We start from the raw sequence: 15,143 nt of genomic DNA, 5'->3' as shown, positions 1-15,143 counted from the left end.
GCGAGTCACTCGATCGCCACTGACTCCACGGTCTCCCCGTCGGTGTCGAGCACCGCGACGTGGTAGACGTCGTCGGCGCCCGGGAACGGGAGGCCACCGGGGTTGACGTGGACGGTCCCTCCCCGCTCCTCGCGGGTCCGCTCGTGGGTGTGGCCGCGGACCACGTAGTCGTACTCCCCGGAGGCGACGAGCGCGTCGACGAGCCGTTCGCTCGTCCCGTGGTAGACCGCGACGTCGACGCTGTCGAACGTCAGGTGGGCGCTCTCGCCGTGGTAGGTGCCGAACTCGTCGATCGTCTCGGCCAGGGCCCACTCGCCGTCGTTGTTGCCGCGGACCGCGTGGAACGCGAAGTCGGCGTCGAAGACCGAGGCGGTGAAGGGCGCGACGACGTCGCCGCAGTGGACGACCGCCTCGACGCCCGCGTCCTCGAACGTCGCGACCGCGCTCCGCGCCAGATCGAGGTTGTCGTGAGTGTCGGAACAGAACCCGATTCGCATAGGCCCCGCTTCGGCAGGCGGGCGCTTCAGCGCTTCGGCGATGTGCGGCCTCGACGCTCGATGCGACCGGGGCGATCTACGGCCGTCGAGAACGGCGAGAGCCGCCCCGGTATAAGAAGGTTATACGATTAAGCTACAGACCGATGCAGTCGCGGGCCGTCGGCTCACGTATGGCAGCGAACACTCGTGCCACCGATCGGGACAGCGCGACCGACACCGCGGTCTACCTCCCCGCCGGGATCCCCCCGTCGGCGGAGGCCGATCGCCTCACGCGTCTCTGGCAGACGCTGTTCAGCCACCGTGTCGACCCCCTGAAGTAGGTCGCCGATGTCCGGACACAATCACCGCTCGAACCTCCCCGACGTCGACCAGTCGGACCGCACCGTGCCCAGGAATCTGCGGCAGACGGGCGATGCGGACGTCGATCTCGTGATCTCGACCCGGGTCCGGAAGTCGCCCTTCTGGCACCTCTCCGTCGAGGAGGGCTGCCACGAGGCGACGGTGTACAACCACATGTACCACCCGCGGGCGTTCATCGACCCCGAAGACGGCGGGTCGGAAGCCGAGTACGACCTGCTGGTCAACGACGTCGCGCTGTGGGACGTCGCGGTCGAGCGCCAGATCCGCGTCGCGGGCCCCGACGCCGAGGCGTTCGTCAATTACGTCATCACGCGGGACGCGACCGAGATCGAGCCGATGCGCGGCAAGTACGCCATCTGCTGCAACTACGACGGCGGCATCCTCAACGACTTCGTCCTGTTGCGGCCCGAGGAAGACGAGTTCTGGTTCTCCATCGCCGACGCGGACCTGTTGCAGTGGCTGCAAGGGGTCACGGTCGGCAACGACTTCGCAGTCGACATCGACGAGATCGACGTCTCGCCGATGCAGGTCCAGGGCCCGAAGTCGCCCGACGTGATCGAGTCGCTCATCGACGCCGCGGTCGAGGACGTCCCGTACTACGGCCTGTTGGAGGCGACGATCGACGGCGTGCCGGTGTTGGTGAGCCAGACGGGCTTCTCCGGCGAGGCGGGGTTCGAGATCTACGTCCGCGAGGCGACGACGAACGCCGAGGCGGTGTGGAACCCGGTGCTCGAAACGGTCAAAGACCACGGCGGCGCCGCGGCGCCGGTCAACGGTCGGCGGCGGATCGCCGCCGGGATCCTGTCGCTGGGCCAGGATATGGACCACGAGACCTCGCCGTTCCAAGTCAACCTCGGGTATCAGGTCCCCGACGACAAGGACGCCGACTACGTCGGCAAGGCCGAACTGGAACGGCAGAAGGAGGCCATCGAAGACGGCGAGTTCCCGTTCACGCACAAACTGGTCGGCCTGAAGATGGCGGGCGATCCGATCCTGGAGTGGCCGTCGGACTTCTGGCTCATCTCTGACCCCGAGACCGGCGAGGAATGCGGGTACGTGACGTCGGCGGGGTGGAATCCGGAACTCGAAGCCAACATCGGCCTCGGATACGTCCCCGCGGAGACGCTCCAGGCCGCGACCGACGTCCCGCTCGACGACTCGGTATACGACGCGGACCTCGATCTGGAGTTCGCGGTCCACCTCCCCGACGAGTACGCCGAAGCGCCCGGCGAGCCCGTCTACGCGACGACGGCGGAGGTCCCGTTCAAGGAGTCGGTCAACCCCAGCGCCCGCGAACAGGCCAAGCTCCACGCTCGCGACGACGCCGGAGACGACGCGGAGTGAGACCGAGGGATGACCGACTCAGTTAAGCCGCCACGCGGCCACCGGCACGACACCAGTAGCGGGGCGCCGTCGGACCTCGCCGACTGTCGCGGAGGCCGTCGGACGCGGATGCGGGTCCGACGCGGTCCGACTCCCCCCTAAACTATGGCCGACGTCAAAGCGGTCGTCCGAGCCGAGCACCCCGACATAGTGCTGACGCAGACGGTCGCCCACGACCGGAGCTCGAAGGTCAAGTCGGTGTCGGAGGCGGGGACCGACCCCACCTCGGGGAAGTTCTTCTACCACATCGAGTCGTCCGACTTCGCCCGGTTCGAGGCGGGCCTGGAGATGGACCGGACCGTCGGCGCGTTCGAACGGGTCATCGAAACCAGGGACCGGAGGGCGATCTACAGCTTCGAGTACACCGACGAGGCGAAGATCCTCTCGCCGGTGATCTCGGCCGCGAACGGCGTCATCCTCGATATGAAGAACGACGGGCGCGCGTGGATCCTCACGGTGTGGATCCCCGACCGAACGGACCTTGTCCACCTCTGGGAGTACGCACAACAGCACGGCATCGACATCGAGCTCCTGCGCGTGAACGAGTACGCGAGCCTGGGCCACACCGACGCCGGGCTGACAGACAGCCAGCGGGACGCGCTCCTCGTCGCGTTCGAGACCGGCTACTTCGAGGAACCGCGGGACGCGACGCTGGGCGAGGTCGCAGACGAACTGGACATCTCCCAGCCCGCAGCGAGCGGACTCCTCCGGCGCGGCGTCAAGCGGCTCATCGCCTCGTCCCTGTTGGACGACGGCGACACGCGGGAGTGACGGCGGGGCGGTGGTTCGGAGTGTGTTCGGCCGACGGTGCGCCGCTCAGGAGCGCTTCAGCGCCTCGACGCCCGCCAGCGGCTGGCCGGTCAGCGCCCGGATGTAGGCGCCGCCGGCGATCGAGACGTGGTCGAAGTCGGCCTCGTTCAGCCCGCACATCCCGATCGCGCGGGAGGTGTCGCCGCCGCCGACGACCGAGAAGCAATCGGTCTCGGCGATCGCTTCCAGCACCGTGACGGTCCCGACCGAGAACGCCTCCTCCTCGAAGACGCCGAGGGCGCCCTTCACGAAGACCGCCTCGGAGTCGCGGACGACGTCGGCGTACGCCTCCGCCGTCCTGGTGCCGACGTCGAGGTAGGAGACGTCCTTCTCGTCGATGTCGGCGACGTCGACCTCCGCGCGCTCGCCGCCGTCGTCGTAGGCGAGGTCCGTCGCCAGCGTGATCTGGTCGCGGCGCTCCGTGAGCATCCCCTCGACGAGGTCGTGGTTCGCCTCCCACTGGGAGTCATAGAGGTCCTGCTCGGGGTCGAGGTCGAAGCCGAGCGGGCGGCCGTCGGCCCGGAGGAACAGCTCGCCCGCGATGCCGCCGAGCAGGAAGTCGTCGACCGTGTCGCCGAGGTTGTCCATCACGTCGATCACGTCCGTCGCCTTGGTCCCGCCGACGACCATCGTCACCCGCCCGTCGAACTCCTTCGACGCGATGGCGGTGTTGGCCCCGTACTCGGTCTCCATCACGCGGCCGGCGTAGGCGGGCAGGACCAGCGGAAAGCCCACGAGCGAGGCGTGCGAGCGGTGGGCCGCCGAGTAGGCGTCGTTTACGTAGGCGTCGAAGTGGGGGGCGAGCGCCCGGACGAACTCCGTCTCGGCCTTCGCTTCGGGGGCTTCCTCGGGCAGTTCGTCCTCGCACATCCGGGTGTTCTCGAGGAGGAGGACCTCCCCGGCCCCGAGCGCCTCGATGGCGTCGACCGCGCGCTCGCCGTAGGTGTCCTCGACGAAGGCGACCTCGCGGTCGAGGTGGGCGGCGAGGATGTCGGCGTGGCCGGCGAGCGAGACGAAGTCGTCGCGGCCGGGCCGGCCCTGGTGGGCGAGCAGGACGACCCGGTGGCCCGCCTCGGCGAGCTCGCGGACGGTCTCGGCGTGGCGCTCGAAGCGGCGGTTGTCCTGGGGCTCGCCGTCCTCGATCGGGGAGTTCAGATCGAGGCGGACGAGGACGCGCTGTCCGGGGTCGAGGTCGTCGAGCGTGTCGAAGCTGGCGGTGGAGGTGGACATCGGTGAGTGTGTCGCGGGCGTGTTACTTAGTGCTACTCGGATCGGCTCCGGTCCGGGGCACGAATCGGGCTCGGCCGCGACTCATCCGTGAGTGACGTAGTGGGCGACGTCGAGCATCCGGTTCGAGAAGCCGTACTCGTTGTCGTACCACGTCAGGACCTTGTAGAGGCCGCCGCCGTTGACCTCATTTGTCGAGTTGAGGTCGACCGTCGAGGAGAACGGCAGCCCCAGGATGTCCGAGGAGACGACCTCGTCGTCGGTGTAGCCCAGGACGCCCGCGAGCGGGCCCGAGTCGGCGGCGTCGCGGAAGGCGTCGTTGATCTCCTCGGCGGCCGGCGCGGCGTCGAGGTCGACCACGAGCTCCGTGATCGAGCCGTTCGGGACGGGGACGCGGATCGCCATCCCGTCGAGTTTCCCTTCGAGTTGGGGGAGGATCTCCGTCGTCGCCTGCGCGGCGCCCGTGGAGGTGGGGACGATGTTCTCGGCGGCGGCCCTCCCTCGCCGGGTCTTCGCCATCGGGCCGTCGACGAGGTTCTGGCTCCCGGTGTAGGCGTGGACCGTGGTGAGGAGGCCGCTCTCGATGCCGAACGCCTCGTCGAGCACCTTCGCGACCGGGCTCACGGAGTTGGTCGTACAGGAGGCGTTCGAGACGACGTCCTCGCCGTCGTAGATGTCGTGGTTGACGCCGTAGACCAACTGCTTCACGGGCGTCTCGCCCTTCGGCGGCGCGGAGATGATGACCTTGTCGGCGCCGGCCTCCAGGTGGGCCGAGGCGTCCTCGTGGGTGCGGAAGATGCCGGTACACTCCAGGGCCACGTCGACGTCGAGGTCGTCCCAGGGGAGTTTGGTGGGGTTCTGGACGTTGAACAACGGGACGGAGCTGTCGCCGACGAGCAGCGTGTCGCCGTCGCGGTCGATCGCGTCGAGCCGGCCCATCACGGTGTCGTACTTCGCGAGATAGGCCATATCCTCGAAGTCCATCACGTCGTTGATCCCGACGAGTTCGATGCGGGGATCCGCCCGGACGGCCCGCAGGACGTTCCGGCCGATTCGCCCGAAGCCGTTCAGGGCGACGCGAACGGTCTCGTCGGCGTCGGCCGCGGCGTCGGTTTCATACTTTTCACTCATATCCGAGTACACCCGCTCCTCCTACTTGAATCCCGGTGACGCGCCGCCGGCTGATTCGGGCGAAGCGTCGATAAAGAAAGGCTGAGGTTTCGATTCCGTCTGTCCGTGTGCGGCGTGGCTGCGGGACTCCCGGCGGACGCACGTCACCTCCGGATTCGGCCGTTCGGGGCCTCGTCCGTCTCCGTGCTTGTGCATACGTCGGATCGCCGGACTGGTCGATTCCGCCGCGGGGAGAAGGCTTTTCATCGGAACCGACCTACTACCCGGTGATGAGAGACGACCGTGACGACCCGTTCGACGACTTCTTCGACGGGATCGAACGGATGATGGACGAAATGACCGGCAGCGACGCTTCCGGATTCGCCTCCGAGACCCACGTCGACATATACGACGAGGGCGAGGAGCTCCGACTCGTCGCCGACCTCCCGGGCGTCTCGAAGGACGCCGTCGAACTCCAGTGCGACGGCGAAGTGCTCACGATCTCCGCGGCGGGCCCGCGCCGCGAGTACGACGAGCGGATCCGCCTCCCGACCCGCGTCGACGAACACTCCGCCAGCGCCTCCTTCAACAACGGCATCCTCCAGGTCACCCTGGCGAAGGTCGACGACTCCGCGTCGATCGACCTCGACTGATCGACCGGGTCGCCCTCGACCCGACCTCAGCCGCCGTTCTCCGCCGTCCGCTCGATCACGTCCGCCAGCCGGTCCCAGAACCCCGCCTCGTACTTCGCGTCGTCGATGGTCGGCCGGGCGTTCGTCTCGGAGACGACCGCCCGCCCGTCCGCGACGAGGACGTCGACGCCGAGGTAGTCGATGCCGAGGACGGCCGCCGTCTCGACGGCGAGGTCCCGAAGCTCCCCTGAGACGTCGATCCGACGCGCCGACGCGCCCCGGTGGACGTTGTGTTTCCAGCGCCCGTCGTCGCGGGCGTCCGGGGGCAGCCGGCGCTCGACTCCGCCGACGACCTCGCCGTCCAGCACCATCACTCGGTAGTCGCGCGCGTCGGGGAGGAACTCCTGGAGGAGGTAGGACTTGTCGCCGGTCGCCCGGTAGTCGTGGACGAGGTTCAGGTAGTCGACGATCCCGAGCAGGGAATCGAGGTCGGGCGCCTTCGCGACGCCGACGCCCCGGGTCGTCGAGTTCGGCTTGACGACCACCGGGAAGTCGAGGTCGGCCGCGGCCGCGAGGACTTCCGCCTCGTCGACGGGGTTCGAGACGAGCTTCGTCTCGGGGACGGGCACGTCCGCGCCGGCGAGCGCGGCGATCACGCCCGCCTTGTTCCGCGAGGTCGCGACCGCGTCGCGGCCGTTCACCCACGGGATTCCGCGTCTGCCGTCGACGACGCCGCCCTCCATCAGCCGGCTCGGGTAGACGAATCCGACGTCGAGGTCGCGGGCGGGCTGTTCGGTCAGATCGACCGCTCGCTCCGAGGCCTGCAGGTGTTCGACGGCGATTCCGCGGTCGGCGAGCGGCTCGCGCATCCGCTCGAACGTCTCCGCCGCGGTCGTCACGGCCAGGCGAAGCATCGGCTACGAGAACGGAGCGGCAGCGCAAAAAGCGGTGGGGTCGGAGCCGGCGGCTCTACGAGACCAGCAGCTTCTCGCCCTTCTCGACGTCGATGCGGCACGGCGGCGACATCTTGTTGTAGGCCCGGCGCAGCGCGTCCTTGGCGACGTCGGCGTCCTCGGGGTCGCAGTAGACCGTGAAGACGCGCTCGTTCGCCTGGACCCGCGCCGCCGTGCCGACGGGCTTGCCGAACGCCTGGCGCATCCCGTCGGAGACGCGGTCCGCGCCCGCACCGGTCGCCTGCTTGTTCTCGCGCAGGACCTGGTGGGGGAACTTCCGGAGGACCATCTTGTAGTTCTCCTGGCCGACCTCCTTGAGCATCACGCGGTTCGCCGACAGCCGCGCGGATTCGAGCGACCCGTGGCGGATCTGGCACTCCTCTTCGATGCGGAGGCTGATCTGGACCTCGTAGTCCTGGGGGCCGGTCTCGAGGTTGCCCATGTTGTGCTGTGCGATCTTCGAGCCGGGAATGCCGGTGATGTACTCGCGTCGCGTGTACGACGGTTTCGACAGCTCCCGGTACATCGAGGCGGGTTTGTCGGACATAGTTACTTGTGAAGGAGAACGCCCATACGACCTAAAAGCGCTTCGAACTGTGCGCCGACTCGCCCGCGGCCACGTCGTCGGACCGCCGCTACGATACTGACTGACAATATAGTAGCGTTTGCAAGTTTTCACTCGCTCGATCGCACGCTGTCGTGCGATCGGACGAGCAATCGGTTGCAGACGCTACTATAGACGTTATGAGTCCTCGTCGCCGCCGACCGGCTCCAGCGCGACGAACTCCAGGTCCCGCTCGTCCAAGAGCGCGGCCGTCCGGTCGGTCACGGAGGGCGCCACGAGGACGCCGCGGACGCCCTCGTCGGGGAACTCCTCGTCGACGGCCTCGACGTAGCGCCGGAGTTGGCTCGCGGCAGAGGGGCCGACGCGCCGCCGCTTCAACTCCACGACGACCGGCCGCCCCGCCTCGTCGCTGCCGAAGACGTCGACCGGTCCGGCGGCGGTCTCCCGCTCGGTCGCGAGCGGCTCGAACCCCGGCTCGACGAGGTCGGGCTCGTCGAGGATCCGCCGGCGGAGGTCCTCCTCGCTGCCGGTCAGCGTCAGGTCCTTCCGGTCGTCGACCTCGTAGGCCGTCACCTGCTCGATCCGCTCGAAGGCGACGTCGAGGACCTCCGACGGCGAGGTGCGCTCGCTCCGGATCCGCAGCCGTCCGTCGCGGACGCTCGCGCGGTGCGTACAGCCCGGCGGCTGCCAGTTCACGGGCTCGCGCCCCCCGTCGGTGTGGACGAGGATCGCCCCGTCGGGCTTGCAGACGACGAGCCGGTCGCCGGGGCCGAGGCTCGACGCGGCCCGGCCGTCGTACTCGACGGTGCAGCGGCCGAAGGCCGTCACCAGCCGGCCGTCGCCGAACGCCGATTCGAGGAGCCCCAGCGCGTCCCGGTGGGCGGGTCGGTGGAGCGTCGTGACCGCCATCTCCGCGAAAGTTCGCCTTCGCCGTGTAAAAACTGCGCGTCGTTCGACCGCGCAGGTCAGTCACCTCACCTCACCTCACCTCACCTCACCTCACCTCACCTCACCTCACCTCACCTCACCTCACCTCACCTCACCTCTCCGACGGACTCGCTCCGACCGCCCTCTCCCACGCCGTCCGAGCCGCGACGCCGATCACCGCCCCGACGGCGTTCGCGACAGCGTCGGCGACGCTCGCGGTGCGGGCCGCGAGCGGTGCCTGGACGAACTCGATGCCGACGCCCACCGCGAACGCGACGACGACCGCGAGGCGCGCGGCACCCCTCCGGGGACCGGATGCGTCGAACGCGGCCGCGAGGAGCCACGCCAGGACCGAATACGCCCCGAGGTGCAGCCAGGTGTCGAGTCCGATCGCGAGGCCGCCGCCGGAGCCGTTCGCCCCTTGGGCCGGGAGCACCCCCGAGGGGTCGACCACCGACGCGAGCAGGACGATGGCGAGCCAAGTGACCGCGAGTCGGCGCGGCCGTCGCGTCGCGGTCGACATCAGGAGCGGAACTCGCTCAGCACTCCGCCGAGCATCGCGGCGCTCGATTTGAGCAGCGAGGGCTTCGTGAGCTCGTCGATCTCCGACCGGGTGAGCTTGAAGTCGAAGAGCGCGAGGTTCTGTTCGAGGTGCGCCTCGCTCGCGGACTTCGGGATCACGACGACGTCGCGGTGCTGGGTCGCCCACCGGAGGACGACCTGCGCGGGCGTTTTGTCGTACGCCTCGGCGAGCCGCCGCACGTCGAGGTCGTCGAGCGCCTCGCCGCGGGCCAGCGGGCTGTAGGCCGTGAGGAAGAGCCCCTCCTCCTGGCAGTGGCCGAGCATCCCGCGCTGGGGCTTGTACGGGTGGAACTGCACCTGATTCGTCACGACGTCCGCGTCGGCGGCGTCGCGAGCGCGGTCGAGCAGGACGCGCGGGAAGTTGCTGACGCCGACGTTTTCTACGGCGCCCTCTTCGACCAGCCGGCCCATCGCCGCCATCGTGTCGCCGACCGACACGAGGGGATTCGGCCAGTGGAGCAAGAGGAGGTCGACGTACTCCGTGTCAAGTCGATCGAGGCTCCCCTCGGTCGATTCGAGGACGTCCTCGTAGCGGGCGTTCCCCGGCGCGACCTTCGTCGTCAGGAAGACGTCCTCGCGGTCGACGTCGCTGTCGGCGATCGCTCGGCCCACCTCGGATTCGTTCTCGTAGAGCTGTGCGGTGTCGATGTGTCGGTATCCTAGATCCAGCGCGGTCGACACCGCCTCATAGCACGGCTCGCCGGTGAGCTGCCACGTGCCGAGCCCCACCTTCGGAACCCGCGTCCCGTACGCCTCCGCGTACTCCATCTCGACCATACGCACGCTTCGAACCCCACCGCCGAGAACGTGTCGGCGGATCGTTCCGTTCCCCGATTCGACTCTCCGATTTTCCCAGCAGACAAATCCGATAATAACGGACAAACAGAACGACTGAAAATGGAATTTTCTGAGAGTATACGCTCATTTCAGATTGAGATTAGAACTCATTCTATTGTTAACTATTAAGTAAAATAAAATCAGTACTCAGCTTTGCACGTTGAAGTAGGAGCGTAACGTAGGCGGACGCAAAGACGGATGATGCCGATCACGGACTTCTTGTCGTGTACGCGCGTATTCGACGAGTTCGATTCGCTATCACCGGCACAACGCCGTCACGCGAAAACCTACGCCACCGGTCTTGTTGCGGCCAGCAACAAGACCGTGGCGGGCATCGCACGCGAAGTCCTTCCAGCCAGCGGCAAACGCGCTCTCAACAAGTTCCTCACCGAGTACGACTGGGACGAACAGCAGTTCAACCACGAACGCCTCGAAGAGCTTCAGAAACACGGTGAAACGCGCTGGTCGAAAGACGGCTACATCATCCTCGACGACACGATCACCGAGAAAGCCGGGGACGAAGTCCCCGGCGTCGGCCAGTTCTACGATCACGCCGAAAATGACACTGTCTGGGGCCAAGACCTCATCTACGCCTTCTACGCTGACGACAAAACCGCCTATCCCCTCACCTTCCGCCTCTACGAACAGCAAGACGACGAAGACAACGATCACGATACTAAATATGATCTCGCCCGAGAGATCGTCACCGAACTCGAAGAAGAGGTAGGTGTGCCTGCGGACACCTACCTCTTCGACTCGTGGTTCGCTCACGATTCTGGCCTTCCTGACCACATCGAATCCTACGACAAGGACTGGATCGGCCCGCTTCGGAGCAATCGGAAGGTGACCTACGCCGGTGAAGAACTCCGCGTCGATGCGCTGGCCAAGCGCATCGACACGGCTGAGCGCGATGTCGATGACGACACCTACCACATCTGGACGAAGAAGCTTCCCGTCTCCCAGCTGGGAGACGTGAAGCTGGTTATCGCCGAGAAAGAAACCGATGAAGACGAAGAGAACCCGGTCAAGTACCTCGCCACGAACAAAATCGACGCACCGACCGAGCACGTGATTCGCTCCTACGGGATGCGATGGCGCATCGAGACGTTCTTCGAGGACTCGAAGCAGAATCTCGGCTTGGGAGACTGCGAGATGCAGACCGACGAAGGTGCCAGTCGGCACTGGCACCTTCTGATGGCTGCCTACAGTCTCGTTCGTCTTGATCCTGAGTCGAGCGCCTTGGGAACGGTTCGCTCGAAGGCGTCATCGCTTCGAGCGAACCTCGAACACTCCCTGAAAGAAGCTGTCTACAACCTTCTCTCGTGGGTTCGAGACAACGATGATCGTGGCGTCGATGACCTTATAGAAGAGATCGACCACCTCTTCGTTCACTCAACCGCTGACGCTAACGTGCAAAGCTGAGATCAGTATTTAAGAAATAAGTAGAATTGAATACAATATTCGTATATCGGACAGAATTTGAACGGCTATTCCATCCGTATTCGGTAGATGAGCGAATTTTCACGCTCTGAATCCCCAGATTGGGGCGAAAATTCTATTTCGTCGATTGAGCGGCAGAGCCTGCAACTTCGTGTTTTGGATGCGTCTGATCCGGAAATATCGGATTTTCCTGTGCAAATCACCGTACTTATATGACACACTCAAAACCCGAGATTTGGTGTCATAAACCGTGACAATCAATCGGCGGCAGTATCTCCGTGTAGCGGGCTCGTAGTGACGACTGGACTGGCCAGACTCGCGGGCTGTTCTGGCGGATCGGGATCGGAGTCGGACACGGAGTTCGACTCGGGGTCGGGAGGGGACTCCGAGACGGACTCCGATTCGGGGACCGTGACCGGATCGAGTTCGAGCGGGACGTACACGATCGGGGCGACGATCCCGGAGACGGGCGTGTTCTCCTCGCTCGGACAGGACCTCAAACGGGGCTACGAGATGGGCGTCCAGCGGATCAACGACAACGGCGGCCTCCACGGACAGGAGGTCGAACTGATCGTCCGCGACGACGAGTCGACCCCGAAGAAGGTCCGCGAGGGGCTCCAGGCGATCATCAGTAACAACGACGTCGATATGCTCTGGGGGAGCTTCGCGGGCGTGCTCAACCTCGCGGCGGCGGCCGTCGCCGAGCGCTCGGAGATCCCGTTCCTGAAGATCGCCAGCTCCGGCGACAAGGTCCACGAACAGCAGGGCTTCGAGTGGACGTCGACGCCGTTCCCCGTCAGCAGCGACCACACGCGGGGGACGAAGAACGCGCTCGATCTCATCCCCGAGAGCGAGCGGCCCTCGAAGGTGGCCATCTGGGCGCCGAACACCAACTGGAGCATCGAGATGGCGGATATGTGGGAGCAGACGCTCTCTTCGGCGGGGTACGAGATCCTCTATCGGGGCAAGCACTAGCTCCACTCGAGCGACTTCACGACCCTCATCTCGGAGACCCAGTCGGCGGGTGCGGAGGTCCTCCTGGACACGCCGGCCCCCGACGGCGGGATCACGGCGAAGCAGCAGATCAACAACTCGGACTTCTCGCCGAAGCTCGTCCAGTTCACCCGCGCGGCCGACACGAGTTCGTGGTGGTCCGCGATGGGCGAGGCCGGCGAGCACGTGCTGATGTCGCCCGGGTGGGTGCCGGGCCTGACCGGCAACGGCAACGAGCAGATGACCCAGACCTATCGGGAGTCCTACGACATCGCTTCCGGGGAGCTCCTGTCCGTGATGGTCGGCGCGTCGTACAACCTCACGCAGGTGGCCGAGCAGGCCGTCAACGCCGCGGAGACGACCGACCGCGCGACCGTCCGCGACGCGATCCGCTCGGGTACCTACGAGACGGTCTCTGGGAGCTTCGGGTTCGACGACTACGGCCGTCCCACCGACTTCACCACCCCGATGGGCCAGTGGATCGACGGGAATCAGCACCTCGTCTACCCCGAGACCGACGGCGAGGCCTTCCGCGAGATGGTCTATCTGATGTCCTGAGGCGAGCGGTTTTACTTTCTTCCGGAGGGATCTGGGACTTCCGTCTGACCGGTCGTGGGATGAACCGGACCGTCGGCTGGCCGGCGCCAACATCCACGCTGAGGATACTGAAAACGGAAGCGAGACCTGTTGTCCCCCCGGTTCTCCCCATCGCGGCGGACGTGCCGACGCTGCTGTCAGCTGCTCACTTCGTTCGCCGTGTCGGCAAGCCGCCACGAGCCTTCGCTCACTTCGTTCACGAAGACGCAGGAAAATGCCGCCTCCCGGATTGTGAACTTCCGAAAGACTCGCTGCGCTCGTCTTTCGACTTCCCGCTCGCTCCACTCGCGGGAACGGGGACAGCGCGATCTTCAGTCGAGTGCGAAAGCTTCTCCAATGGAAATCGCGTAGAAATCGGATGCCGCCTCCCGGATTTGAACCGGGGACAGCTCGATCTTCAGTCGAGTGCTCTCCCAGTCTGAGCTAAGGCGGCGCGCAGTTCGACCGAGGCCCAGTATATAAAAAAGGGTTTCGGATCGCTCTGCTGTCGGTGGGATTCCGGCACCGGACGGCGTCTACGCCCGCGCCGATCAGGGGCCAAAGTCGTCGCGGACGCGACCCGCGAGATAGCCGGTCGCGCCGCCGAACCCCGCGCCGATTCCGGCGCCGAACGGCCCCAAGGGACTGCCGAGCGCCGCGCCCACGGCGGCCCCGGTCGTCGCTCCGCGCTTCGCGTGCGATTTCTTGCGGTGGCAGACCATACCATCTCTCAACTAGGGTCCAAACGACAAAAGCGAACCGGCCGTCTGGAACGGTCGAACCACCCCTAGTGGCCCGATTCGTCGACTGCTGGAGCGGCGATCGGGTGGTGGCGCCCACGTAGCCGAACGGGGCTTTTTTTCACCGTTCCGGCGAGTCGGATCGGTAATGTGCGACTCGGGTTCGGATTCGACCGACGACGCGCGGTCGACGAACAGCGTGCCCTCGAGCGGGGAGGTCGTCCCCATCGGTTCTCCTCGGACGAGGTCTTCCAGCGGATCGTCGCCGACGCGGACCACGAGATCACCTCGGGCACCCGCAAGCTCTTCTTCAGCGGCCTGGCCACCGGCTTCGCGATCACGATCACGTTCCTCCTCTACGCGTCGATGTCGACCGGGACCGAAAGCCGGGTGATCGCGTCGCTCCTGTACCCCCTCGAGTTCGTCTACATCATCATCGGCGGCTACCAACTCTACACCGAAAACACCCTCCCGCCAGTGGCGCTCACGCTCGAACGGCTGGCGTCGATCCCGGCGCTCCTCCGCCACTGGCTGATCGTCCTCGCGGGGAACTTCCTCGGCGGGGGCGCGGGCGCGGTCGTCCTCGCGTACGGCGGCGTCTTCGATCCGGCGACGATGCGCACGGCGGTCGACATCGCCGAAAAGGGCGTCGTGACGCCGGCCTCGGAGCTGTTCTTCAAGGCCGTCTTCGCGGGGCTCATCGTCGCCGGCGTCGTCTGGATGAACTTCGCCGCGCGGGATACCATCTCCCGCACCGCCATCGTCTACCTGGCGTTCCTGGCGATCCCGCTCGGCAACCTCTTTCACGTCGTCGTCTCCTTCACAGAGGCTACGACGTCGCGTTCGAGACCTCGACGATCGTCTCCTCGCGGTCCTTCGAGGCGGTCTTCGACCGGGCGCGGCGGACCCGCCCGGACCTCGTGGCGATGGGCTGGGGCGAGGACCGGCTGTGGAAGTCCGCCCGCGCCGAGCGGCCGATCGACGAGCTGACGAACCGCCTGCCGTGTGACTTCCTCGTGATCAAGGACCGCGGCCTCGATCCCTCGCGGCTCCTCCTGCCGATCGCCGCGGGACTCGACTCCGAGCTCGGCGGCGAGATCGCGCGGACGCTCCAGTCGGTCGCGGGCTCGGCCGTCGAACTGCTCCACGTCGTCGACGGCGACGACGAGCGCGAGGCCGGCGAGGCGTTCCTCGACGAGTGGGCCGAGCGCAAGGACCTCTCGGACGCGACGCGGACGATCGACACCGCCGGCGACATCGAGGACGCCATCGAGCGACGCGCCGCCGACTCGACGATGCTCATCCTCGGCGCGACAGAGCGCGGCCTGCTCTCGCGGCTCGTCACCGACTCGCTGCACTTCTCGGTCTCGCACCACGTCGAGGCGTCGGTCCTGCTCGCCGAGCGGCCCTCCGATCGGACGCTCCGCGAGCGGCTCTTCGGCCGCGGGAGTCGCTTCCGCAGCCGGGACTCGGAGTGATCCTGTCGCTTCGAGCGTCGTAGGGGTTCTGTC

Annotated in this window: 14 protein-coding genes, 1 tRNA gene and 2 pseudogenes; 7 read left to right on the top strand and 10 right to left on the bottom strand. The window is 66.5% G+C overall.

The window, feature by feature from the left end; genetic code table 11:
* Positions 1–5 precede the first annotated feature (5 nt).
* Positions 6–497, bottom strand: a complete 492-nt coding sequence (locus ACQUQ0_RS10545) for a metallophosphoesterase family protein (protein WP_435184978.1) — start codon at positions 495–497, stop codon at positions 6–8.
* A gap of 170 nt (positions 498–667) precedes the next feature.
* Here ACQUQ0_RS10545 and ACQUQ0_RS10540 point away from each other — a divergent pair, with 170 nt between their 5' ends.
* From ACQUQ0_RS10540 to ACQUQ0_RS10530, 3 genes are all read left to right on the top strand, one after another.
* Positions 668–817: a hypothetical protein gene (locus tag ACQUQ0_RS10540; RefSeq protein ID WP_435184977.1), complete on the top strand. Its 150-nt coding sequence runs from the start codon at positions 668–670 to the stop codon at positions 815–817.
* Between the two features lie 7 nt (positions 818–824).
* The gene (locus tag ACQUQ0_RS10535) at positions 825–2,201 is read left to right on the top strand and encodes a glycine cleavage T C-terminal barrel domain-containing protein (RefSeq protein ID WP_435184976.1); all 1,377 of its coding nucleotides are present in this window, start codon (positions 825–827) and stop codon (positions 2,199–2,201) included.
* Positions 2,202–2,345: 144 nt separating this feature from the next.
* Positions 2,346–3,011, top strand: coding sequence for a helix-turn-helix domain-containing protein (locus ACQUQ0_RS10530; protein ID WP_435184975.1), 666 nt, complete (start codon positions 2,346–2,348; stop codon positions 3,009–3,011).
* Between the two features lie 45 nt (positions 3,012–3,056).
* Here the strand turns inward: ACQUQ0_RS10530 and ACQUQ0_RS10525 are convergent, their stop codons facing one another.
* Both ACQUQ0_RS10525 and gap read right to left on the bottom strand, forming a co-directional pair.
* Entirely contained in the window at positions 3,057–4,280 is a 1,224-nt protein-coding gene (locus ACQUQ0_RS10525) for a phosphoglycerate kinase (protein ID WP_435184974.1), read from the bottom strand.
* 81 nt (positions 4,281–4,361) lie between these two features.
* On the bottom strand, positions 4,362–5,408 hold the full coding sequence (gene gap / locus ACQUQ0_RS10520; RefSeq protein WP_435184973.1) for a type I glyceraldehyde-3-phosphate dehydrogenase: 1,047 nt from the start codon (positions 5,406–5,408) through the stop codon (positions 4,362–4,364).
* Positions 5,409–5,674: 266 nt separating this feature from the next.
* Here gap and ACQUQ0_RS10515 point away from each other — a divergent pair, with 266 nt between their 5' ends.
* Positions 5,675–6,040 carry an Hsp20/alpha crystallin family protein gene (locus ACQUQ0_RS10515; RefSeq protein ID WP_435184972.1) on the top strand — a complete coding sequence of 122 codons (366 nt, stop codon included), beginning with the start codon at positions 5,675–5,677 and terminating at the stop codon, positions 6,038–6,040.
* 26 nt (positions 6,041–6,066) lie between these two features.
* Here the strand turns inward: ACQUQ0_RS10515 and ACQUQ0_RS10510 are convergent, their stop codons facing one another.
* From ACQUQ0_RS10510 to ACQUQ0_RS10490, 5 genes are all read right to left on the bottom strand, one after another.
* Positions 6,067–6,933 (bottom strand): ATP-grasp domain-containing protein, encoded by an 867-nt coding sequence (locus tag ACQUQ0_RS10510; RefSeq protein ID WP_435184971.1) that lies wholly within the window; start codon positions 6,931–6,933, stop codon positions 6,067–6,069.
* Between the two features lie 55 nt (positions 6,934–6,988).
* Complete coding sequence (locus ACQUQ0_RS10505) at positions 6,989–7,519, bottom strand: 50S ribosomal protein L16 (protein ID WP_435184970.1); 531 nt, start codon at positions 7,517–7,519, stop codon at positions 6,989–6,991.
* 195 nt (positions 7,520–7,714) lie between these two features.
* Positions 7,715–8,446: an endonuclease NucS gene (gene nucS, locus ACQUQ0_RS10500; protein ID WP_435184969.1), complete on the bottom strand. Its 732-nt coding sequence runs from the start codon at positions 8,444–8,446 to the stop codon at positions 7,715–7,717.
* A gap of 130 nt (positions 8,447–8,576) precedes the next feature.
* On the bottom strand, positions 8,577–8,987 hold the full coding sequence (locus ACQUQ0_RS10495) for a VanZ family protein (RefSeq protein ID WP_435184968.1): 411 nt from the start codon (positions 8,985–8,987) through the stop codon (positions 8,577–8,579).
* Positions 8,987–9,814, bottom strand: a complete 828-nt coding sequence (locus tag ACQUQ0_RS10490; RefSeq protein WP_435185111.1) for an aldo/keto reductase — start codon at positions 9,812–9,814, stop codon at positions 8,987–8,989. Before ACQUQ0_RS10490 ends, ACQUQ0_RS10495 begins: the two co-directional genes overlap by 1 nt.
* A gap of 267 nt (positions 9,815–10,081) precedes the next feature.
* Here ACQUQ0_RS10490 and ACQUQ0_RS10485 point away from each other — a divergent pair, with 267 nt between their 5' ends.
* Positions 10,082–11,305, top strand: coding sequence for an IS701 family transposase (locus ACQUQ0_RS10485; protein ID WP_435184967.1), 1,224 nt, complete (start codon positions 10,082–10,084; stop codon positions 11,303–11,305).
* A 312-nt stretch (positions 11,306–11,617) separates the two neighbouring features.
* A pseudogene (locus ACQUQ0_RS10480) lies at positions 11,618–12,874 on the top strand (ABC transporter substrate-binding protein).
* Between the two features lie 398 nt (positions 12,875–13,272).
* On the opposite strand, the gene ACQUQ0_RS10475 reads toward ACQUQ0_RS10480, so the two are convergent.
* Together ACQUQ0_RS10475 and ACQUQ0_RS10470 are read right to left on the bottom strand one after the other, a co-directional pair.
* Positions 13,273–13,346 (bottom strand) — tRNA-Phe (locus tag ACQUQ0_RS10475).
* A 97-nt stretch (positions 13,347–13,443) separates the two neighbouring features.
* On the bottom strand, positions 13,444–13,614 hold the full coding sequence (locus ACQUQ0_RS10470) for a glycine zipper domain-containing protein (RefSeq protein WP_435184966.1): 171 nt from the start codon (positions 13,612–13,614) through the stop codon (positions 13,444–13,446).
* Between the two features lie 166 nt (positions 13,615–13,780).
* Between ACQUQ0_RS10470 and ACQUQ0_RS10465 the strand changes: the two are divergent.
* Positions 13,781–15,110: pseudogene (locus ACQUQ0_RS10465) on the top strand (formate/nitrite transporter family protein).
* The last annotated feature ends 33 nt before the right edge of the window (positions 15,111–15,143 follow it).

Origin of the sequence: Halobellus sp. EA9, from assembly GCF_051195055.1 — an archaeon.
Classification (GTDB): Archaea; Halobacteriota; Halobacteria; order Halobacteriales; family Haloferacaceae; genus Haloquadratum; species Haloquadratum rubicundus.
The sequence above is the reverse complement of the archived record's forward strand: the minus strand, read 5'-3'. Positions and strand labels throughout refer to the sequence as shown.